At 39.1% G+C, this 23,651-nt stretch carries 18 protein-coding genes; 11 read left to right on the top strand and 7 right to left on the bottom strand.

The annotated features are described in order from the left end of the window. Positions 1–70: 70 nt before the first annotated feature. The gene (locus tag ABXG98_RS09030; protein WP_353538342.1) at positions 71–2,866 is read right to left on the bottom strand and encodes a bifunctional aconitate hydratase 2/2-methylisocitrate dehydratase; all 2,796 of its coding nucleotides are present in this window, start codon (positions 2,864–2,866) and stop codon (positions 71–73) included. 666 nt (positions 2,867–3,532) lie between these two features. On the opposite strand from ABXG98_RS09030, the gene acnB reads away from it, so the two are divergent. Together acnB and trhO are read left to right on the top strand one after the other, a co-directional pair. Continuing rightward, positions 3,533–6,124 carry a bifunctional aconitate hydratase 2/2-methylisocitrate dehydratase gene (acnB, locus tag ABXG98_RS09025; protein ID WP_353538341.1) on the top strand — a complete coding sequence of 864 codons (2,592 nt, stop codon included), beginning with the start codon at positions 3,533–3,535 and terminating at the stop codon, positions 6,122–6,124. A gap of 300 nt (positions 6,125–6,424) precedes the next feature. Continuing rightward, on the top strand, positions 6,425–7,441 hold the full coding sequence (gene trhO / locus ABXG98_RS09020; protein ID WP_353538340.1) for an oxygen-dependent tRNA uridine(34) hydroxylase TrhO: 1,017 nt from the start codon (positions 6,425–6,427) through the stop codon (positions 7,439–7,441). A gap of 3 nt (positions 7,442–7,444) precedes the next feature. Here the strand turns inward: trhO and ABXG98_RS09015 are convergent, their stop codons facing one another. Then, positions 7,445–7,822, bottom strand: coding sequence for a group I truncated hemoglobin (locus tag ABXG98_RS09015; protein ID WP_353538339.1), 378 nt, complete (start codon positions 7,820–7,822; stop codon positions 7,445–7,447). A gap of 223 nt (positions 7,823–8,045) precedes the next feature. On the opposite strand from ABXG98_RS09015, the gene ABXG98_RS09010 reads away from it, so the two are divergent. After that, entirely contained in the window at positions 8,046–8,840 is a 795-nt protein-coding gene (locus ABXG98_RS09010; RefSeq protein WP_353538338.1) for a LysR family transcriptional regulator, read from the top strand. A gap of 88 nt (positions 8,841–8,928) precedes the next feature. On the opposite strand, the gene ABXG98_RS09005 is transcribed toward ABXG98_RS09010, so the two are convergent. Next, entirely contained in the window at positions 8,929–9,405 is a 477-nt protein-coding gene (locus ABXG98_RS09005; RefSeq protein ID WP_353538337.1) for an ion channel, read from the bottom strand. Positions 9,406–9,722: 317 nt separating this feature from the next. Here ABXG98_RS09005 and ABXG98_RS09000 point away from each other — a divergent pair, with 317 nt between their 5' ends. Further along, complete coding sequence (locus tag ABXG98_RS09000) at positions 9,723–12,338, top strand: bifunctional diguanylate cyclase/phosphodiesterase (RefSeq protein WP_353538336.1); 2,616 nt, start codon at positions 9,723–9,725, stop codon at positions 12,336–12,338. Between the two features lie 28 nt (positions 12,339–12,366). On the opposite strand, the gene ABXG98_RS08995 is transcribed toward ABXG98_RS09000, so the two are convergent. From ABXG98_RS08995 to ABXG98_RS08985, 3 genes are all read right to left on the bottom strand, one after another. Further along, complete coding sequence (locus tag ABXG98_RS08995; protein ID WP_353538335.1) at positions 12,367–14,313, bottom strand: DNA topoisomerase III; 1,947 nt, start codon at positions 14,311–14,313, stop codon at positions 12,367–12,369. 96 nt (positions 14,314–14,409) lie between these two features. Beyond that, positions 14,410–15,216, bottom strand: a complete 807-nt coding sequence (locus ABXG98_RS08990) for a hypothetical protein (RefSeq protein ID WP_353538334.1) — start codon at positions 15,214–15,216, stop codon at positions 14,410–14,412. Positions 15,217–15,343: 127 nt separating this feature from the next. Then, on the bottom strand, positions 15,344–17,242 hold the full coding sequence (locus ABXG98_RS08985) for a beta-ketoacyl synthase (protein ID WP_353538333.1): 1,899 nt from the start codon (positions 17,240–17,242) through the stop codon (positions 15,344–15,346). 136 nt (positions 17,243–17,378) lie between these two features. On the opposite strand from ABXG98_RS08985, the gene ABXG98_RS08980 reads away from it, so the two are divergent. The 7 genes from ABXG98_RS08980 (at position 17,379) to ABXG98_RS08950 (ending at position 22,959) form a co-directional block, all read left to right on the top strand. After that, positions 17,379–18,404 carry a GlxA family transcriptional regulator gene (locus ABXG98_RS08980; RefSeq protein WP_353538332.1) on the top strand — a complete coding sequence of 342 codons (1,026 nt, stop codon included), beginning with the start codon at positions 17,379–17,381 and terminating at the stop codon, positions 18,402–18,404. 62 nt (positions 18,405–18,466) lie between these two features. Continuing rightward, complete coding sequence (locus ABXG98_RS08975; RefSeq protein ID WP_353538331.1) at positions 18,467–19,111, top strand: dUTP diphosphatase; 645 nt, start codon at positions 18,467–18,469, stop codon at positions 19,109–19,111. 161 nt (positions 19,112–19,272) lie between these two features. After that, complete coding sequence (locus ABXG98_RS08970; RefSeq protein WP_353538330.1) at positions 19,273–19,923, top strand: DUF2726 domain-containing protein; 651 nt, start codon at positions 19,273–19,275, stop codon at positions 19,921–19,923. 172 nt (positions 19,924–20,095) lie between these two features. Next, entirely contained in the window at positions 20,096–20,806 is a 711-nt protein-coding gene (gene mtnN, locus ABXG98_RS08965; RefSeq protein ID WP_353538329.1) for a 5'-methylthioadenosine/S-adenosylhomocysteine nucleosidase, read from the top strand. A 34-nt stretch (positions 20,807–20,840) separates the two neighbouring features. Next, positions 20,841–21,818, top strand: coding sequence for a cobalamin biosynthesis protein CobD/CbiB (locus ABXG98_RS08960; RefSeq protein ID WP_353538328.1), 978 nt, complete (start codon positions 20,841–20,843; stop codon positions 21,816–21,818). 88 nt (positions 21,819–21,906) lie between these two features. Then, positions 21,907–22,311 carry a rhodanese-like domain-containing protein gene (locus ABXG98_RS08955; RefSeq protein WP_353538327.1) on the top strand — a complete coding sequence of 135 codons (405 nt, stop codon included), beginning with the start codon at positions 21,907–21,909 and terminating at the stop codon, positions 22,309–22,311. Between the two features lie 21 nt (positions 22,312–22,332). Next, positions 22,333–22,959, top strand: a complete 627-nt coding sequence (locus ABXG98_RS08950) for a trimeric intracellular cation channel family protein (protein WP_353538326.1) — start codon at positions 22,333–22,335, stop codon at positions 22,957–22,959. A gap of 24 nt (positions 22,960–22,983) precedes the next feature. Here ABXG98_RS08950 and ABXG98_RS08945 read toward each other — a convergent pair whose 3' ends face one another. Continuing rightward, entirely contained in the window at positions 22,984–23,526 is a 543-nt protein-coding gene (locus ABXG98_RS08945) for a helix-turn-helix domain-containing protein (protein ID WP_353538325.1), read from the bottom strand. Positions 23,527–23,651 lie beyond the last annotated feature (125 nt).

The raw sequence follows: 23,651 nt of genomic DNA, 5'->3' as shown, positions 1-23,651 counted from the left end.
ATAAATAACCCTTAGGCTTTTCACTTAGTTTGTTACTTAGGCAAGTAACAAGCTAATAGTCTAACTGAATTTATACTCTTTTCACTGGAATGAACTGAGTGGTCATTTCTTCAGTTGGCGGAGTGAACTTAGTTAAGTCAATACCCTCTACTGCGCTCTTGTATTCTTCCATAGTAGGGAAACGACCAAGTACGGTTGAAAGTACAACTAACGCTGATGAACCAAGTAAAGATTCACCTTTCTTCTCAGCAGTATCAGCAACAACACGGCCTTGGAATAAGCGTGTTGACGTAGCGATTACTGTATCACCCGGTTCTGCTTTTTCTTGGTTACCCATACATAAGTTACAACCTGGGCGCTCTAGATATAAGATGTTTTCGTACTTAGTACGTGCAGCACCTTTAGGGTTAGCATCGTCAAATTCAAAACCAGCGTATTTTTGTAGAATATCCCAATCGCCTTCAGCTTTAAGTTCATCAACAATATTGTACGTAGGTGCAGCAACCACTAATGGAGCTTTAAACTCTACTGTACCATTTTGCTTTTCAAGGTTACGTAACATTTGTGCGACGATTTGCATGTCACCTTTATGAACCATACATGAACCAATAAATCCTAAATCAACAGGTTTGCCGTCGTAATATGATACTGGACGGATAACATCGTGAGTGTAACGCTTAGATACGTCTTCGTTGTTAACATCAGGATCAGCAATCATTGGTTCAGAAATTGAATCAAGATCCACAACTACTTCAGCGTAGTATTTAGCGGCATCGTCTGGCGCAAGTGCAGGTTGTTCACCCGACTTGATACCCGCAATACGCTCATCAGCAAGTGCGATTAGCCCTTTAAGCGTACCTGCTTGGTTTTCCATGCCCTTGTCGATCATTATCTGAATGCGACTCTTAGCCAATTCAATAGACTTGATAAGTGTTTCGTCGTTTGAAATACAGATTGACGCTTTCGCTTTCATTTCTGCAGACCAATCAGTAAAGGTAAACGCTTGGTCAGCCATTAAGGTACCAATATGTACTTCGATGATACGACCTTGGAATACGTTTTCACCACCAAATTGCTTAAGCATTTGTGCTTGAGTTGCGTGTACCACATCACGGAAATCCATGTGGCCTTGCATATTACCTTTGAAGGTTACTTTAACAGACTCAGGGATTGGCATTGCTGACTCACCCGTTGCCAGAGCGATTGCAACCGTACCTGAATCGGCACCGAACGCTACACCTTTAGACATACGGGTATGCGAATCACCACCAATAATGATAGCGCGGTCATCAACGGTAATGTCATTCAATACTTTATGAATAACGTCAGTCATTGAATGATATACACCTTTTGGATCACGTGCTGTGATTAAGCCAAACTTGTTCATAAATGCCATTAATTTAGGCGTGTTAGCTTTAGCTTTGCTATCCCAAACTGATGCCGTGTGACAACCTGATTGGAATGCACCATCAACAATTGGAGAAATAGTAGAAGCAGCCATCGCTTCTAATTCCTGACATGTCATAGGGCCAGTTGTATCTTGTGAACCTACAATGTTTACTGTTACACGAACGTTAGAACCTGCATGTAGCGGTGTGCTTGATGCAACACCAACGGCATTACGGTTAAAGATTTTTTCAACCGCTGTTAAACCTTGGCCTTCGTGTGAAATTTCTTTTGATGCTGCGTAAACAACAGGGGCTTCAACACCTAACGCTTCTGCAGCAAATGTTTGTAGTTTTTTACCGAATGTTACTGCGTAAGAGCCACCCGCTTTCATGAACTCAACTTTTTGAGGAGTAAATGCTGAAGATACGTCAACGAGCTCTTTGTCACCGTTGTATAATTTTTTAGCTTTAGTATCGATAGTTAAAACGGTACCTGTAGCAACTGAGTAGGCTTCTTCTAATACCGGGTCGCCATTTGCGTCAGTAACATTGTTACCGTTTGCATCAACTTTGTTTACCCAGTTTTTAAGATCAAGACCAATGCCGCCAGTTACATCAACTGTAGTCAAGAAAATAGGCGCAATACCATTAGTACCTGCAACAACTGGCGCAATGTTAATAAATGGCACGTAAGGGCTCGCTTGCTTACCTGCCCAAAGTGCTACGTTGTTAACGCCAGACATACGAGAAGAACCAACACCCATAGTACCTTTTTCAGCGATAAGCATTACTTTCGCGTTAGGGTGTTTAGCTTGTAGTGCTTGAATTTCTTGTTGTGCTTCTGGTGTGATCATACACTTGCCGTGTAATTCACGATCAGCACGAGAGTGAGACTGATGACCAGGCGATAATAAATCAGTAGAGATATCACCTTCACCGGCAATATAAGTAACGACTTCAATTTTTTCTTCAACATCAGGCAGTTTAGTGAAAAACTCTGCTTGAGCGTAACTTTCTAAAAGATCTTTGGCAATGGCATTACCGGCTTTGTAAGCTGCTTCAATACGAGCCGTATCAGCGTCGTATAAAAATACTTGCGTTTTCAGTACATCAGCTGCAGGTGATGAAACAGAAGTATCATCGCTTAGTGCTAGATCAAGTAACACTTCAATTGAAGGACCACCTTTCATGTGAGAAAGTAATTCAAAAGCAAAGGTAGGTGTAATCTCTGCTACCGTAGAATCACCTAAAATGATTTCTTTTAAAAAGGCCGCTTTTACACCTGCTGCGCTTGTTGTACCAGGCAGCGTATTATAGATGAAGAAATTAAGAGAATCTTCGCGGTGTGCATTATTTTGATCTTTTATTTGCGCGATAATTTCTGATAATAAATCAGCGCTATCAATTGGCTTAGGTGCTAAACCAAGCTCATTTTTACGGGTTTCAATTTCGGCGATATATTCTAAATACAGGCTCATTTGATACTCTCTCTAGCTATTATTAATGGTGATAATCTATTAGTGATAACAATCTAATTGGAAGGATAAATTTTTGCCACTATTTTACCTTATTTACAGCTAACTACCAATCATTTGCTTAAATAAGCACTATTCATCACAATAATGGCAACTAGAAAATATAGTTATATGACTTATATCGCATAATTAGTTATAGGGAATGTGTTTTTTGAAATGATTTACGATAAAGCTGCCAAGTCGCTCAAAAGGATTTTATCTCCTATACTATCAATCGAACTATCAAGCAGCTTTCCTGTAACTGACGAGCTTAATCATTTAAATAGCTATTTTAAGCGGCCTGAATTATTAAATTTTACTTGTTAATACCTTATACAAAACTCATATATTTCCGACAATATTAATAACAGATAAAAACCAACTAGTATTATAGTCGTACAACAAAAAACAAAAAATAGTGTAAATGATTGATAAGTAGCAACTATAGAAAGAGTAGATATTGAAAATAACCATGATGAATAATACGTAACACCAAAAAGTGTCGACAATATTGTATTATTACTAAGTATTTTTAATCCTAGAGACTTAAAACGCTTTGTCTTAAATTGGCTCTATATTTGTGAGTCATCACTAAAGTGACTAGTGTCTCCTAATAAAAAGGTGAATATCGTGCTTCAAGAATATCGTAACCACATTGCAGAGCGAGCTGCCCAAGGTATCGTACCTAAAGCTTTAGACGCTGCACAGACAGCAGCATTAGTTGAATTAATTAAAAATCCTCCCGCTGGCGAAGAAACATTTCTAATCGATTTATTAACCAATCGAGTGCCTGCTGGTGTTGATGAAGCAGCATACGTTAAGGCAGGCTTTTTAGCTGCAATCGCTAAAAAAGAAACCACCTCACCTATTTTAGATGCTGCCAAAGCTACTGAACTACTTGGCACCATGCTAGGTGGTTATAATATTCAGCCTATGATTGATCTGTTAGATTGTGCTGAGTTAGGCAACATTGCCGCACAAGGTTTATCAAAAACATTATTAATGTTTGACGCTTTTCATGATGTCAAAGAAAAAGCAGATGCTGGAAACGAACAAGCGAAAGCGGTAATGCAATCTTGGGCAAATGGCGAATGGTTCACCAATAAGCCTAAAGTGGCAAATAAAATTACCGTCAAAGTATTTAAAGTACCTGGCGAAACCAACACTGACGATTTATCACCAGCGCCTGATGCATGGTCTCGACCAGATATTCCTTTACACGCCAAAGCGATGCTAAAAATTGCCCGTGAAGGTATCACCCCTGACGAAGACGGGGTTGTTGGCCCGATAGCTCAACTTGAAGAGCTACAAAAAGAGGGGATTCCTCTGGCCTATGTGGGTGATGTAGTCGGTACTGGCTCATCTCGTAAATCAGCTACTAACTCGGTATTATGGTTTATGGGTGATGATATTCCATGTATTCCCAATAAGCGTGGTGGTGGTGTTTGTTTAGGCGGTAAAATTGCCCCTATTTTCTACAACACCATGGAAGACTCAGGTGCTTTGCCTATTGAGTTAGACGTGCAAAAAATGAACATGGGCGATGTTATTGATATCTACCCATACCAAGGCGTTGTAAAAAATGCGGCTGGTGAGGTAATTTCTGAATTTACGCTTAGCCCAGTATTATTAGATGAGGTGCGCGCAGGCGGCCGTATCCCGTTAATCATCGGCCGAGGTTTAACCACCCGTGCTTGTGAAGCGTTAGGCTTACCTGCACCAGAATTATTTGCTAAGCAGCCCTCAGTTGCTGCATCAAACAAAGGGTTTACACTTGCCCAAAAAATGGTCGGTAAAGCTTGTGGGATTGACGGTATTCGCGCCGGTCAATACTGTGAGCCTAAAATGACCACTGTGGGCTCACAAGATACCACTGGCCCAATGACCCGTGATGAACTTAAAGATTTAGCCTGTTTAGGTTTTTCTGCCGACTTAACTATGCAGTCTTTCTGTCATACTTCCGCTTATCCTAAACCTGTTGATGTGATTACTCATCACACCTTGCCTGATTTTATGATGAACCGTGGTGGTGTGTCTCTTCGCCCCGGTGATGGTGTAATTCATTCATGGCTAAACCGCATGTTATTACCTGACACTGTTGGTACAGGTGGTGATTCTCATACACGTTTCCCATTAGGGATTTCTTTCCCTGCTGGCTCTGGTTTAGTTGCTTTTGCTGCGGCTACCGGTGTTATGCCACTTGATATGCCTGAATCAATTTTGGTTCGCTTTAAGGGAGAAATGCAGCCGGGAATTACCCTACGTGATTTAGTTCATGCTATTCCTTATACCGCCATTAACAAAGGCTTACTAACGGTTGAGAAAGCAGGAAAAATCAATGAATTTTCTGGTCGTGTGCTAGAAATTGAAGGCCTTAAAGGTTTAACCGTTGAGCAAGCATTTGAATTATCTGATGCTTCAGCTGAGCGCTCTGCTGCTGGTTGTACAATAAAACTTGAAGAAGAAGCCGTTGCTGAATACTTAAATTCAAACATCGTGATGCTTAAATGGATGATCAGTGAAGGTTACGGCGATGTTCGCACCATTACTCGTCGCATAAAGGCGATGGAAGCATGGTTAGCCAACCCTTCATTAATGGAAGCAGATGCCGATGCTGAATATGCTCACATTATTGAAATTGATTTGAATGATATTAAAGAGCCTATTGTATGTTGTCCTAACGATCCTGATGATGCGAGATTACTATCTGAAGTTGCGGGTGTAGACGTTGATGAAGTATTTATCGGCTCCTGTATGACCAACATCGGCCATTTCCGCGCCGCAGGCAAATTGATTGAAAACTTTAATGGTTCGTTACCTACACGTATGTGGGTTACTCCGCCAACTAAAATGGATAGCGCGCAACTCAAAGATGAAGGTTACTTCAATATATACGGTAGAGCGGGCGCTCGCGTTGAAACACCAGGCTGTTCACTGTGTATGGGTAACCAGGCACGTGTCGGCGATAATACAACCGTACTATCAACATCAACCCGTAACTTCCCTAACCGTTTAGGTACAGGAGCAAATGTTTACCTAACTTCAGCTGAATTAGCTGGCGTTGGTGCTATTTTAGGTAAGTTGCCAAGCCCTGCTGAGTATATGGAGTACGCCGCTAAAATTAATGCCACTGCCGCAGATACCTACCGTTACTTAAACTTTGACAAAATGGAAGAGTACACCAAAAAAGCGGATACTGTAATTTTGCAAGTTGAAGCTTAATTTGACCTTTTCTTGTCATTAAGTTTCACTATTTCGTTGTTGAAAGTACTCACCTATAGTCATAGGCTCCGTGCTTCCGCCTAGAAATAGCATCACTTAAATTAAAGCAAAATCCAAATAGTTAAAGAAAAATACCATCTTGATTACTCAAGGTGGTATTTTTTTGTCTGTAATATGTTCAACAAATTTTGTTTCTGCTAGAATGCGCGCTCAAAACTTGATCTAGATCAAAGATTCAACATCAGGTTATTAATCTACAGCACTGGATTTACGTTCCAGCAAGTTCACTAGAGAAAACATATGAGTTCACAACACCTAGCGTCGAAAACAACAACCGACAAACAAAACCCTAACATTCATGTTTGCGCGTTATATAAATTTGTCCGTCTTGAAAACTATAAAGCATTACGTGAGCCTTTACTCGCTAAAATGATAAGCCTTGATGTTAAAGGCACGCTGCTATTAGCAGCAGAGGGCATTAATGGCACGATAGCAGGCAATCAATCGTCAATCGAACAAGTGTTAGCTTTTCTCGCAGAAGACGAACACCTAAATCATATTTCATACAAAATATCTTATATCGATGAAAACCCCTTCCACCGTACTAAAGTAAAACTAAAAAAAGAAATTGTCACTATGGGTGTTGAAGGTATAGATCCTAACCAAGTGGTTGGAACTTATGTAAAACCCAAAGATTGGAATGCTTTAATTTCAGATCCTGAAGTAGTATTAGTGGATACCCGCAATGATTACGAAGTAGAAATTGGCACCTTTAAAGGCGCATTAAATCCTGATACTGAAACGTTTCGTGAATTTCCACAGTATGTTAAGGAAAACTTGGATCATACTAAACATAAAAAAGTGGCGATGTTTTGTACTGGTGGCATTCGTTGTGAAAAATCAACTGCCTACTTAAAAGAGCAAGGCTTTGAAGAGGTTTATCACCTTGAAGGCGGCATTTTGAAATATCTTGAAGAAGTGCCCAAAGAGGAAACCTTATGGCAAGGTGAATGTTTTGTCTTTGATGGTCGCGTCGCGGTAAACCACGATTTAACTCAAGGTAAATATGATCAATGCTTTGCCTGTCGTTTTCCGTTAACCGAACAAGAAAAGCAAAGTGAGCATTATGTTAAAGGCGTTAGTTGTCACCGCTGCTACAACAAAATAAGCGAACAACAACGCCATCGTTTTGCTGAACGTGAGCGCCAAATAGCACTAGCTGCCAAACGCGGTGAAAACCACCTAGGTGGTGATGTAACAACAATAATAAATGAACGCCGCCAAAACAAAGCCCTTAAAAAGTCTAAACAAGGGTAGCCGTTACTCACTCACTTCAACAATATCGTCTTTTAAACTTGCAACGAATTGAGACACATCAATTCGTTCTTGCTCTGGAACGTTTAAGGCTTCCATTGTTGCTGTGGCATGTTCTAAAAACACATGCCAGTCAAGCTCACTTATTTTCATTCCTTGATGAGATAACTTCATATCGCGCCCAGTATAATGCACTTGGCCGCCAGCATTAGTACATAAATAGTCAATTAACAACTGTTTTTCTTTCTCAAGACGATCGGTGACACGATGATCCCAAAAACGCCTTAACAGGTTATCTTCTTGTAATCTTGGTAATAAATTATTGACGAAGCCAGCAACCCCATCATAGCCTCCGAGACGTTCATACAATGATTTTTCACTCATTTTATAATCCTTTGTTTGTTTACTATATTGTTAAATGCGCTCAAGCATTTATCCTAACAACAAGCCTAAGTGGCTTTTTAACGATTTTCAATTGGCGAAAAAATGAAACATAATGTGCATAAATGCACAGGGGAGCTAAGACAGTGAATTGGGACGATTTAAAAATTTTTTTAGCCGTTGCTCGTTATAAAACTATTAGTCAAGCGGCAAAAAAAGCCTCGATGTGCAACATTCCACCGTATCAAGGCGCATTAAAGCTTTAGAAAAAAATGTAGGTGTCAGTTTATTTAGCCGTGCTAATAATGCTTGTGAGTTAACCCAAGCAGGGAAAAAAATAGCGGCTGCTGCACTGAATATAGAAAAAGAAATTACCAGTATTGATGGCACACTAACGGGCAAAAACGATTCGTTAATTGGACCACTTCGCGTCACTACAATCAACAGTATGTCTGCAACCATACTCATGCCAATATTTCACAAGTTTTGTCAGCTTTATCCTGATATTGATTTACATGTTATTGTATCCAGCGACACTATTAACCTAGTGAAGAGAGAAGCTGATATAGCCATTAGGTTAACTAACACCCCACCTCAGATGCTTATAGGTAAGCGTATCGCTACAGTTGCATCAACTATATATGGTAGCGTTAACTACCTAACGTCTGAAAAACATTCCACAGATAGTTTAAAGTGGCTAGGAGCACAATGCTGTGATTATCATAAATCATGGACCAAACATTCATGTGGTAACAAAAATCATCAATTTAACAGTAATGATGCCATGACGATTTTATCTGCGGTACATGCCAATTTAGGCGTAACTTTTCTACCCTGTTTTATCGGTGATGAAGATCCCTTACTCATGCGCTATTGCGAACCAAAAACTGAATTCGATTTAGGGTTATGGGTGCTATCGCATCCAGAGCTAAAAAATAATGCGCGTGTATCAGCATTTCGTCATTACCTTGAAGCATCCATTAATGAACAGAGTCAATTGCTTGCAGGAAAACAAGTTTAAGCCTTATAAATAAGTGGCAACTCAATTAATGTAATTTACTTATACTCAATAACTTATGACTTTTCATAAGCAAGTATCGACGGACGAACTATTTTGATAAAGCCGCTAAAGATTTTTCTAGTTGCTCTAATTTTTGCTGAATTTTAATATTTTGAGCAAATATCTGTTCGTTTTGCTTTCTAAGTTCTCTGTTTTTTATATTAGTATCAGCAAAACCGAATATTTTATTAGCAAACACTGCACCAACACCACCTAAGATCCCAACTCCTAAAATAAACATCACAAACACCGCGGCTCTACCAATAAAGGTAATAGGGTAAACATCACCAAAACCAATGGTCGTAGATGACATTAGCATCAACCACAAAGCATCGGCATAATTTTGCACTGGTGAATCAACCGCATTAGTTTCAGCAAGTAAAGCAACATAACCTAACGCCATGTTTAGTATGGAAAATACGGCTAAAGAAAAAGAGCCTAAAATTGCATAATTATAATTTTTAACGCCAAATTCATCCACTTTATAAAGATTGCTTTTTTCCATCGCATTTTGCAAGATAATCATATTTTTCTCTATTAATGTTCTGCCCAAGGCAAAGTTAGTGGTTATAAAAAGTTTTATGGTGCCATCAGCAATAAAACTAATAAAGGCTTTTTAATAATAAAACTTAAATCATTAGCATTAGACCTACTCAATCTAACAACCCAAAACCATAATTAACATGCTAAGTAAACGTATACAACAAATTGAAGTGAAGCAAAATATTTTTATTTTTCTTATAGCTATCATAATAAAATGTGAAAAAAATCATCATCTAAATAGAAATAACACCAAATCACTGCTAAGGTGAATGGTACAGAAATCAATCATTATGTGACAAAATGCCGACCACTTCAAAAAAGCTGTTTTATTGGTTATCCATTATTTTTGCTTATTGCTTTATAGCCAAACTAGGACAGCAGCTTACTTTTGAACACACTGGCATTACACCAATGTTGCCTGCCACTGGTCTGGCAATTGCTGCTGTTTGTTATTATGGTTTATCCTATTGGCCTGCAATATTTATTGCCACCCTGATAGTAAATATCACTTCGGGTATCCCTATATTCGCCAACTTTACCATAGCTGTAGGTAACACCTTAGAAGCAAGCACCGCTTGTTGGCTAATAATTCGCTATCTTGGCAGCTCGCCATTTAGTTCCGTGGTGAAAGTCGCTAAGTTTTCCTTGATCATCACAGTAACAACCATGATCAGTGCTTCAATAGGAATGGCAGCACTATTTATTGATAACGACATGAGTTTAACCATTTACCCCGCTCAGTGGTCGGCATGGTGGTTAAGTAGTTTAGTTGGCGGGTTAATCATCAGCCCATTTTTATTAATATGGGGGCAACTCGATAAAGCACAATTAAAAACCTTTTCCAAAGTTGATAGCCTTTTGTGGATAATCACTGCATCGAGTATTCTTATAGTGTTTAGTGATATGCTCATTGTAGGAAAAGAGCATTACCCTTTTGCGTTTATCTACTTACCGATAACGCTTTGGGCTGGTTACCGGTTTGGTCATTTAGGGGCAACCTTATATATTGTGATTATTGCGTTGTTTGCCATTATTGGCACCAAAAATGGCTACGGCCCCTTTGCAATAGGCAGTGAAATTGAAGCTGTTTTACTTTTACAAAGTTTCATTGCCGTTATGATGCTAGCTACCTTAATTATTACTGCAAGTATACAAGAAAAGAAAGTTGCCAATAAACAGCTAGCGAAAAGTCAGTTAGCCCTTAAAACGTTAGTGGCTCAACAGTCGGGCGATTTACAACAAGCCGCCGACGAACTCAAATTAGCTGAAATTGTGTTTCAAGAAAGCATTGTACCAATCATTATTGCTGATGGTAATGCTTTAATCTTACGGGTAAATCCTGCTTTCACCAACGTTACCGGCTATTCAATTGATGAAGTGGTAGGCAAAAATCCACGTTTGTTACAATCAGGAAAGCACGATGAGGTTTTTTACAAAAACTTATGGAGTAGCATAACCGAGCATGGCAGCTGGCAGGGTGAAGTTTGGGACAGACGGAAAAACGGTGAGGTTTACCCTTCTTGGTTGACGATGGCTGCGGTGCGTGATGAGCAGTTAAAAATAGCACAATACATTTGTATATTTGACGATATATCGGCAAAAAAGGTAGATGAAGACAGAATATTCAAGTTAGCGCACTTTGATATTGTTAGCGGTTTACACAATCGCGCGTCATTCCATGAACAACTAGAATTAGCGATAAACTACGCAGATCGTCAACAACATAACTTATCTTTATTGTATTTAGACTTAGACAATTTCAAACTCATTAATGATGCTTCAGGCCATTTAATTGGTGATTTACTGTTAAAACATGTAGCACAACGGCTAAAGCATCTCATACGAGATGAAGATTCTATTGCTAGAATTGGTGGTGATGAATTCGTCATCTTGGTGATGGGGACTAACAATAGCAAAAATGTCGCCGGTATTGCTGAAAAAGTATTGAAGGAAATTGCCAAACCAATTTTATTAGGCAACACCGAAGTGGTAGTAACTAGCAGTATCGGCATTAGTACCTACCCTGTTGATGGAACCGACGCCGATAGCTTATTGAGAAATGCTGATATTGCAATGTATCGAGCAAAAGACAGTGGCAGAAATCGTTTTCAATTTTTTACCGCTGAAATGAACCTTCAAGCTGAAGATAGGTTGTTATTAGAAAATGATATGCGTAAAGGAATAGCCGCGAAAGAATTTGTTTTACATTATCAACCCCAGGTTGATTTAGCGAGTAACAAAATTATTGGCTGTGAAGCGTTAGTTAGATGGCAGCATCCCACCCGAGGATTAATACCGCCTAACCTATTTATTCCTATTGCTGAAGAATCAGGACTGATTAAAGAACTAGGTTTATGGGTAATGGAAGAAGCTTGTAAGCAACAAGTACAATGGTGTGAACTCGGCTTGCCTAAGTTAAAAATGGCAATCAATATTTCTAGTCGACAATTTCTGAGTAACAACCTAACGAAACAAGTTGAAGAGGTAATTAAACTTACAGGTATAACACCCGCTTATTTAGAGCTTGAGCTAACAGAGAGCAGCATTATGGAGCATGTTGAAGAAAATATACAAGTGCTGCAATACTTAAATAACATGGGAGTGTTACTCTCTATTGATGACTTTGGCACAGGCTATTCATCAATGGCGTATTTAAAGCGTTTTCCAATTAACAAGTTAAAAATAGATCAAAGCTTTGTTGCTGACCTTGCAACAGATACCGATGATGCGGCCATTGTTGAAGCAATTAATGTTCTTGGTCATAGCCTACATCTCACCGTTATTGCCGAAGGGGTTGAAACCAAGGCACAATTAGACTTCTTAAATTTAATTGGTTGTGACCAAATTCAGGGCTACTATTTTAGCCGCCCTATCGATGCGGCTGCCTTTGAAAAGGTGTTATCGGCACAAGTCTAAGTGTTAGCTCGGTTTTCATATCAAATCATCATTTTTTGCTGGTGCGCTTTCTAGAAAATTTCCTTTTATTGTATCGAGGCGCTGATTTAGGCAAGCCACTCAAGGATATATCTTTTACATCAACAATAAGTTGCTGCAAATTAGCCTCCACCCCCGACATAAAAGAGCGGTAATTAAAGCTTTGTACACTTATAGCTTCTAGTTGAGCTTCCCATAATGCTGTCATATCGGGTTGCGATATTTGCATTGGTAATGCTGTTATGAGTTTTCGCCCGATGTCTGTGGCAATAATCTCTTTACCTTTTCGTGTTAAAAATTGACGGGTAAATAATAACTCGATAATACTGGCTCTCGTTGCTTCAGTGCCTAAACCGTCAGATTCTTTTAAGGCTTTTTTAATTTGCGCATCATTCACATAGCGAGCGATACCCGTTAGCGCGGCTAGCAGCGTTGCATCAGTAAAATGTTTAGGCGCGGTAGTATTTTTCTCTACAAGTTCCCCTCGTATGCAATGAACGTTCTCCCCTACTTTTACCTTAGGTAATGACTTGGCGGCAAAATCAGCTAGCGATGGGGTCGCCGTTGATGATGCAAGGTCTGATTTTTTATTGACGCCGACAAATAAATCTTTCCAACCGTTATTTATCACATCTTTTTGTTTACTAATAAACAGTCCTCCGGCTATTTCGGTGTTTATTTGTTTATCAAAAAAAGCAAAATCAGGATAAAACTGGGCCACATATTGCCGAGCAACTAACTCATATATTTTCACTTCATCTGCTGACAACACACCTGTAGCTCTTTTTTTAGCGGTAGGGATAATAGCGTGATGGGCACTTACTTTTTTATCATTCCACACTTTGCTTTTTCTACTCAGATCCGCCTTATTTAGTGCCGTTGCTAATGTAGACGATAATGCGCTAATGGCATCAGTAACAGCAGCCACATCATTAAAGTGCTCAGAAGGTAAATATTGACAATCAGATCGCGGGTAAGTTATTAACTTATGCTTTTCATATAACTGTTGGCATATGTCTAACACTTGCTTGGCACTCATGCCAAACATTTTAGCCGCCGCAATTTGCAAGCCAGACAAGCTAAAAAGCAGCGGAGGTTTTTGTTGTTTGTTATCTTGGCTTACCTTAACAATTTTTCCCGGTTGGTCGTCTATGCGTTCAACAACATTAACTGCCAGTTTTTTCGACAACACTCGGCGCTCTTCATCCATATAAGGTTCACAGGCCTTGCTAGGCTGCCACTTTCCTTGATACTTTTCACCGTTAGCCGTCGCAATATTTGCAAGTACTTGATAAAAAGGTTTTGAGGTAAAGTTTTCTATCTCAATATCACGATTAACTACTAATCCCAAAATTGGAGTTTGCACCCGCCCTATTGATAACACGCCTTGGTAGCCCGACTTTTGCCCTTGCAAAGTACACAGCCGCGTCATATTTAAACCATAAAGCCAATCTGCTCTTGCCCTTGCTAGCGCCGAAACCGCTAGAGGAATGTAATCACGATTAGGTTTTAGGTTTTTGACTGACTTTTTAACCGCTGCTAAGTTCATATCACTAATTAAACACCGCTGAGCATTGGCTATTTTCGTTTTAGATGCACCGCAATAACTTATTGCTTCATCCACTAAAATTTGACCTTCTCGATCAACATCACCAGCATTAACAATAATATCAGCTTGTTTAATCAGTTTTTTAATAACGCCAAGCTGTTTTCGCGTTTTTGTTTTCGGTTTTAACTGCCACTGCTGTGGAATAATGGGTAGGTGTTCAACTTCCCATTTTTTATATTTAACGTCATAATCTTGTGGTGGTGCTTGCTCTAATAAATGACCAATACACCAAGTGACCACATCGCCATTGCCTGATTCAATATAGCCATCATTTTTTTTATGCGGCTTAGGTAATACCTCAACTATCGCTCGCGCTAAACTGGGTTTTTCTGCAATATATAACTTCAACGAGGCAACACACTTAACAAAATAATAAGATAAGCATACCGCAACAACTGTTTTTATGTACAGTTATTTTTTACTGCTGTGTATTTATTTTTCTGCTTATTTAGTTACACCCTGTGACATGAGTTTCTTTTGCACTTTTTTCATGTGCTGACGAAAATTTTTGTCAAACTTACTTTCTCCGCATGCAAATACAGAACTAGAGCCCTCAACTGGGCTACCAAGAAATTGTGATCTTTCAATAGTACACGTACCGTTATCGTGCTTAGTCATAGCGATATCATTCGACATTTTTACGGTATTTTTTCTGCGGACTTGCTCTGGGGATAATGCTGCCTTCGAGTGAGGTACTGTTGCTTGCTGCGCATGCATAACAGATGGTGACCTAAATTGTTGTAACTTGGTTAACTCCTCCGTCATCACTTTATCGGTAATACGATTACGTAAGCGGCCGAGTTGTTTATACGCTGAGAATTTAGCTTGCTTTGATTGATGAAGAGTCGCTTTATTCTGAGCAGTGTCAACAGATGGTAAACTTAATTTTTTGGGTTTTTCCTGCTGATTACCGGCGACTTTTTTTAACTCTGTTGTTATAGCTTCAACCGAATTTTGCTCAATTACTTGTGGGCTACTCTTAGCTTTTTCAGTCTCAATTGTAGGTTTTCGTTCCAGCTTTTTTTTAGGTGCATGATACAAATAACTTTTGATCGCCTTGTCAACAGGAGCTACCAACTTGATCTGTTTTTCTTGTGCGAAATAAAGCAATAAAGCCACTAACAACAAATGAGCAAGTACCGAAATAACAATGCTAAGGTAATGCCTTTGTTGTGAATCAGGACTTATTGCAGCAACCGGAGTGGGCGCATGAGCAGGTTCATTCCCTTTTATTACTAATCCATCTAACAATTTCGTAGTACTTTTTCTATAACAGCCAGTAGGTATTAAATAGACACTACATAAGTCAAATGGTTCATAAATAACTAAAAAGCAGCCGAAGCTGCTTTATGTTTGACAGGTCTATTTGAATAAATAACTACACCATATCATCAAACGGATTAGTAGTTGGTAAACCAATTTTATGTTTGAATTCATTAAAGCTTAGACTGTCATCAGTAATATCGATGCTATTTTCATCGAGCAAACCTTCACCAAACTTGTAAATGATATCAAATTCGCCTTGGTTAGCGCGTTGACGATAGGTATCTTGTGCTTGTTCAACTAAGGTGAGCTTTTGTTGATAGTCTTGCATGGCTTGCTCGCCGTAACGTTTTGCCATCATAGCTAACGTTACTTTTGCTGATAAAACAACCGCGGTGGCATTATTACCGCCAAAGCCTTTCGAGTTAATAAAAGCAACGTCCATATCTTCACAATGCCAATGTTCGGTTGCAATGTTTAAACGATTGTTATGAACATCATCAGCGACTTTATCAATTGTGGTAACACCAGGCATAATATTATCACTAAAAACACCTAGTGCCATTGCCATTTGGTCGCCACTGGCCGGCCCTATGGTGTGACCGACAAAGGCTTTTGGCGCAGCTACTGGCCAATTAGTAATATCAAAGCTGGTTGCTATGCGATCATATATTAGTGATTCTGTTACACGGTTTTGTGGGGTACTTGAACCATGGGCTAGAATAAAGCTGCGTTGCTGTAGAGATTCTTTACCAACAATAGTTTGCGCTAATGCGACTGATTTTGCCATGGTAATATAATTACCTGGGCCAGGTGCTGTAATAGATTTTTTATAACCGTCTGCGTTAACAAAAACATCGGCAACTGATGCCATGACTTTGGCGCCCATTTCCATGGCAAGTGCATCATCCATCAACACCACAAACTGTGCACCTTCACCAATAGTAAAACCACAATTCTCACCAAACGGTCGGCTAGTACGACGATGGTTGGCTTTATCGCTCTTGTCTAATTTTTTCAGGCCTTCTTCATTAGCTAAGGCGCTCATATTACCAAAGCCTTCAATCACCTCTTGTGTTACTGGCGCTTCAGCGCTGCCAACCACAGCAACGCGAATTCGCCCTGCTTGCATATCTTGCACTGCCGAACGCAAATTATAAAGAAAGGTTGCACATGCACCTGATGAAGAAAATGTAGTACCCACATTGCCGGTCACATAAGCATTGATAAAGTCAGTAGACATAGTATTTAACCCTAACGCTAACTGCTTAGTGCTAACGCGAGAGCCTGACAGTCTACTTTTCAATAATCCGCCTAAACCTTCTTGTTGCATTTGTCCAACCACAGACGCTGAATAGGTGCCCACTTGATCGGGACTAATTTTATCTAAAATAGCATCCCACTCAATGCCCGTAGAACGTATTGCATCTGTTGCAGCAAAAATGGTGGCTTGTAAACCTCGAGGTTGGTAACGACTATTATAAAGCGCTCCTGGTTCAAAACCTGTTGGCATTTGACCTGCGGCTTTAATAGGATTGTCACGATAAGCATCATGAGAAATAGTTAAGTGTTCTGGAATTTCTACACTCACTTTACCTGCGCCTAGGTCGGTAACCTGCCAAGCATGAGGCAAAGGATGCGGTAACTCTTTCGCTCGTAATTCAAAAGTAATAGTTTTATCGATAGGGCGTACATGCATTTTTTGATGCCAATGGGTGGCATCAACATCAAAATGATTTTTTTCAATTTTTCTAATTAACGTCCCCGCTATTATTTGTTGCCCAAATTTAGCTTCTACTTCATTAGCAGCAACAATCTCGCCTTGTTGATCAACTAATTGGCTACCTTTTAATGTCACCAACTTCATTAAACTGGCTAAACCGACAAAGGTTTCTTCACGCGCCTGTGCATTAATTTTATCTATAACGATACGTCGAAAGCCTTGATGAAATGATGTGCGACCTGCAGCATTAATACCGCCCATGCCAATAACTACCGGTAATGATGATGTCATAACAAACCTAATTTAATTAACTACAATAAACCTAATAACACCAGTTTAAAGGCAATTAATTTAAAACAACAATCTATTCTGGCCATAAAATATGCCATAATGGCCACAACAATAGTTAATTTACCACAAGTAAACGATGGATCACCAAGTATCAACAGAGCAACTGCACGTTAGCTTAATAATTTATCAGCATGTTTTAGCGACAGGGTTAACATTACCATTAGAAATGTTACTTGCTGGCGAAGCTTTTGCACGACGCTATAACAAAGGCTCTATAAGATTGCATACTCAATTAGTCAGCCAAGAAGCTAGCGCAGTGACCTCTAGAGCAGGTATACAGTTTTTACCTGATGTTACTATTGCACAGCTAAGTGGCACTAAAGCAACAATACCCGATATTATTTTAGTGCCCAGCTTGTGGCGGAATCCAAGGCCAATATTAAAAAAACACAGTAAACTTATTGCTTGGTTGAAACACTGCTGGCAACAAGGCTCAACATTACTTGCTGTAGGTACCGGCGTTTGTTTTTTGGCTGAATCAGGTTTACTAGATGATCATAGTGCAACCACTCACTGGCATTATGTGGATCAATTCAAACGCGATTATCCAAAAGTTGCGCTAAAGCCTGACTTTTTTATTACCCAATCAGAGCGTATTTACTGCGCCGCCAGTTTAAACGCGTTAGCTGATATTATTGTTCATCTTATCAATCAACATTATGGCCGGGCTGCGGCGCAAAATGTTGAGCGTAATTTTTCTCATGAAATAAGAAAACCTTACGAAGAACAGCGTTATTTAGAAGGCGCTGTTGACAGACATGCTGACGAGCTTATTGCACAAATTCAATTTTGGCTGCGCACCAATTTAAATAGTGATTTAAGTTTGGCTGAACTGGCACAAGAATTTGGCCTAAGCCAGCGCTCTTTTACCCGCCGCTTTAAAATGGCTACAGGCCTACGTGCTACCCAATATTGGCAACAATTACGCATAGAAACCGCAAAAGAACTTTTAGCATCGAGTAATTTATCGATACAAGAAATTGCCTATCATGTGGGTTATCAAGATCAGGGGCATTTAACCCGATTATTTAAACAAAGCTTGGCATTAACACCTAAAGATTATCGCGCTATGGTGCGTAAGAAGCTGTTTAGCCAAAGCTAAGTTGTATTTTAAAGCAAGCTTAGGCAAAATAACCCGGTCCAATTAAATTATCAGAGAATATAATGAGCGAACAATTATCTACAGCCTTATCCATTGCACAAAAGCAAATCACTCAAATGCTAACCATGCAAGATGCGATGAACTCCCGTGTTAGCGAAAGCTGGCGCAGCAATGGTTACGAATGGTATCGCGCTATTTGGGTAGAGTGCGCTGAAATGCTTGATCATCATGGTTGGAAATGGTGGAAGCACCAAGAAATTGACGTTGCTCAAGTACAACTTGAATTGGTAGATATTTTTCATTTTGGCTTAAGTCTACGACTAATGTCAGGTGCCAGTGTTGAACAAATTTCTAAAAAGCTTGCTAAAGAGCTTCATCAAGGCACTGGAGAAAATGACTTTAAAATTGCATTAGAAAGCTTAGCTTCTGCTGCTGTTACCGATAAGGCCTTTGATGCCAAAGCATTAGCTGACTGTATGTCTCTGATGAACATGGATTTAGATGAGTTGTTTCGCCAATATGTTGGCAAAAACACGTTAAACTTTTTCCGTCAAGATCATGGCTATAAAGACGGCAGCTATATTAAAGTTTGGCACGGTCAAGAAGACAATGAAGTATTAGCCAATTTAGTTAACACCCTAGATGCCAGTGCTGATGATTTTCAAACAATATTATATGCCGCGTTAGCGGAAAAATACCCAAAATAATTAGCAAGTCTCCATCTTAATCGCTAGCACTTACCCGCGATTTAGTTTAAAAATTTAACTAAAGTCTCCTTTGGCACAAATTCTGCTTAATCAAGATTAAGTATTCACTTTACTCACTTTTGTGGGTAAAGCGTCAAGAATTTGAATTGCTGGAGATTTTTATGGAACTTATTTTATTTGCGCTAATCAGCCTTATTGTTATTGTTGGTGTTTTGGCAAGCCGTTTAAATGACAACAGTTTTCCTTTTCCTTTTGATAGCAAGCCTGCAGTTTTCACCCCCGCAGAGAAAAATTTTCAAAATTTAGTTGAACAAGCCATGGGTAGTAATTATCGCATTCTAAATCGCGTAAAATTAGCTGATATTGTGACAATTCGTCAGGGAGTTTCTAATAGAGCTAGTCAAAATGCAGCCAATAATGCTGAAGGCAAATATCTAGACTTTGTTATTTGTGAGCGAAGTTCAATGAAACTACTCGGTGCTATTGATCTGGTTGATACTCAAGGTAAAGGCTACAAAATCAAGAAAGATTGGTTTGTCAGTGGCGCGCTTGAAGCCGCTTCAATTCCTCACCTTAGAATTAAAATCAAAGCAAACTATACCCTAGATGAGATAAGAGCCTGCATTAACTCTAGGTTATTAGGTAATAGCTCACCTTTACCTAAAGTCAAAGGAAAAGTTATTCCTGCACCTATGGTTAAAGCTCGTCCAAGAAATACAGGAGTATTAAGTCCAACAGCTGCACAAGCACAACTTTCACCCCAGCTATCTGGACAATTGGCAGGACAAAACACTGCGGCCTTGCCTCATTAATAACATAAAGTAGATTGATATTAATCCGTTAGGTTTTCGCTAAGCTGAACAAAGCATAGAATAACTCGCCATCAATATTAGCCTTTAGCGAGTTGCCCTATGCTTTCCTGCTTTATAATCTAGGCTTACTTGCGTTATAATCGTCCTAATTCAATCTATTAAAGAGAAAGTAATGAAAGCAAGTATTATTGGCGCAATGGAGCCAGAAGTTGCAATTTTAAAAGCTAAACTTACCCATGCTGAAACTAGCACTCATGCTGGTTACACCTTTTATCAAGGACAACTAGAGGGCAATGAGGTGGTTATTGTCCAATCAGGTATTGGTAAAGTTGCCGCGGCTTTAGCAACAGCAATACTTATTGATAAGTTTAAACCTGATTATGTGGTTAACACCGGATCTGCCGGTGGTTTCGACCCAACCTTAAGTGTTGGCGATATTGTGGTGAGTTCAGAAGTTCGTTATCACGATGTAGATGTGACGGCTTTTGGCTATGAAATAGGTCAACTTCCTGCTAATCCAGCAGCTTATATTCCTCACCCAACCTTAGTTTTAGCCGCACAACAAGGTATTGAAACGTTAGCAAACATTAACACCATGGTGGGTTTAATTACCACAGGTGATACTTTTATGACTAAAGCCGATGATATTGCCAAAGCACGTGCAAACTTTCCAACTATGGCTGCGGTAGAGATGGAAGGCGCTGCAATTGCCCATACTTGCCACCAATTTAATATTCCCTTTGTGATTATTCGTTCACTTTCTGATATTGCCGGAGCAGAATCGCCCACATCTTTTGATGAATATTTAGAAACTGCATCTGTTAATTCATCAAAACTCGTTATTAACATGCTAAATGCGCTAAAAGGCAAAAAACTTAGCTAATCCTAACAGTAACAAATCAATAAAATGATAAACAATGACTGACATTAACGCGCTAACTTCTTTTAGTTATCAACTATTAATTCTACTTACCGTCATCGTAAGTAAAGCGGTTGTTAGTCATTTTATCCCACATGAACCTCTGCGGTTTTTTCAATTCTATTGTTTGCAACTAAGCAATAAAGTCAATAAGCAAGGTAATTCGTCAAAACAACAAACCATTGCCGGCTTTGTTGCTATTATTGTGACCTTATTACCAATTGCTATTATTTTATGGTTGTTTGAAGCCTTTGTAGAGGTGGACTTTTTATGGCAAGCACTACTGCTTTATGTTGCCCTTGGCGCTTTTGGCGTAGCACAAGCCAACAAAAGTATTGCCCAAGCTTTAGTTGCCAATCAAAACTACTTAGCGAAACAAACCCTTAATCCTTGGGTATTAAGAGAAACAGAAACTTTGTCTAGCCTAGGCTTAAGTAAAGCTAGCATTGAAATGTACTTATTACGCACCTTGCAGCAAGGTTTTACGGTTGCAGTTATATATATATTCTTCGGGCCATTGTTGGCTATTTGTTACCGTCTACTGTTAGAAATGCATTATTGTTGGAATTGCAAACTGCTCAAATTTAACCACTTCGGGCGTTGTGCTGCTCTCTTAAGCAATATTTTTCAGTGGTTGCCTGTGAGATTATTTACACTATTACTGTTGTTTATCAGCATAGGCAAAAACTTCACACTTTTTTGGCGATTGAGTAAATCACTGTTTTTTCAGCTAAATAATAATATCGCCTTATTGTTATTAGCCTTAAATTTAGAAGTAAAACTCGGAGGTGTTGCGTTATATGATGACAATGACAACCCTAAACAAAAACGCTATAAAACGAGCTTTAATGATTTAGCACGGCAACCTCAGACTACCGATATTATTCATGCCCAGCATAAAGTTAATTTGGTTCTTTACCTTTATGCATTCTTTAGTATTGTATTAGCTGTTATTATTGAGACTATGGTGAGTTAGACCTAGCATCACAAAACTTAGTAAAAAATAGTTATTTATTATAAACTCAATCCTAAATACGCCCTGACCAATTACGCTGGAAGATACCATGATCAAAAATAGAATGATTTTCGCCTTAGCATTTAGCCTGTTTTCTGCACTGGTTTTTGCGGTTGATACACCATCAATTTCTCAACAAGCATTATTAACAGCACTTAAAGCGCCCGAACATAATATTATCATATTAGATGTGCGCTCTGAGGAAGAGTACAACCAAGGTCACATTAATAATGCCATTAATGTTAGCCATGACATGGTTGAAGAAAAGCTGGGTCAACTAGCGCAATATAAAGACAGCACTGTTGTAGTGTATTGTCGTTCTGGCCGTCGTGCTGGCATTGCTGAAGCGGTGCTGAGTAAAAGTGGCTTTAACAATATACGTCACTTAACCGGCGATATGAATGGTTGGCTTGAGGCTAAATTGCCTGTGGTTATTAACAAACGCTCTCACTAACAGCATACCTATTATTAACAAATGCATGAGCTTATACATTACCTCGATATTTTTGGTGTAGTTGTTTTCGCCCTCTCCGGCGCATTAATGGCGGGTAGATATAAGCTCGATCCCTTTGGGGTGGTAGTCCTTGCTTCTGTTACCGCAATAGGCGGTGGCACTATTCGCGACATCATTCTGCAAGTACCGGTTTTTTGGACTGTAGATCCCCAATATCTGTACGTTATTTTAGCTACGGCACTTCTCACCATTATTTTTATTCGTCAACCAAAACGAATTCCAAAACGATTTTTATTGATTTCTGATGCTTTAGGTTTAGCGCTTTTTGCGGTGTTAGGCACACAAAAGTCACTGATGTTGGGTTCTCCTATGCCGGTTGCTATTGTTTTAGGCACAATCACTGGCGTAGCAGGTGGGATGATCCGAGATGTATTATGTAATGTAATTCCTATGATCTTACAAAAAGAAATCTATGCGCTTGCAGCCATGCTAGGTGGTTGTTTATATGCAACGTTTAACATACTTGGCTGGCCTGACAATGAAGCGACTGTCGCTGCTATTTCAGGGGCTTTATTGTTAAGGTTAGCAGCGATATATTGGCAAGTATCACTGCCTGCGTTTAATATTATTGATAAAGAAGAGCAATAGGGTTGGCTAAGGGTATTGTAGGGCTTATTTAGCTTTTACTTTACGTTGGTAGAAAGTCATTGTTACGGGTAAAAAAATCAATAAGCAGCCGCATGCTATCAACCATCTATTCTCAGCTCGGCTAATGTCTCTTTGCGCAACTAAACTATATTCATACTTCACGCCATCAAATGTTTGCCGATATTTTTCACCTTGGTAATGGTCACTTAAATGATAATTAATATGCTGTTTTGATGATAACACATCGACACTTTTTACTTTGTAGGTGTAATAAGTTTGAGGAAATACTAGAGAAAAATGTCCTACTAAAATAAAAATCAAACCAATAGCACTAGAGACAATCCATATATAATCATTATTTTTCTTTTTTTTGGGGGATGGCAATAGTTCTTCAGTTTTAACTTCATAAGCTAAACAGATCTTATTAATAACCTCTTCAGATGGCAGGTATTGACCACTCTCTAATTTGGATAAATAAGATTGTTGTATTGTTATTTTTTTCGCGGCAATTGCTTGTGTCCATCCTAGCCCTTTTCGTAGTTGTACTAATTTTTCTGCTAAATCCATCAACTTACTCTGTGACTTCCAGTTAACTTTATTATCAGGAATATTTAATCTTTTTTAAAGAGCAAATCAAAAATTCATCTGCATGAATATTCATAATAAAAATGAATATTCATGAATATCATAAT

This window comes from Colwellia sp. KU-HH00111 (assembly GCF_040362745.1).
Lineage (GTDB): Bacteria > Pseudomonadota > Gammaproteobacteria > Enterobacterales > Alteromonadaceae > Colwellia.
The sequence above is the reverse complement of the archived record's forward strand: the minus strand, read 5'-3'. Positions and strand labels throughout refer to the sequence as shown.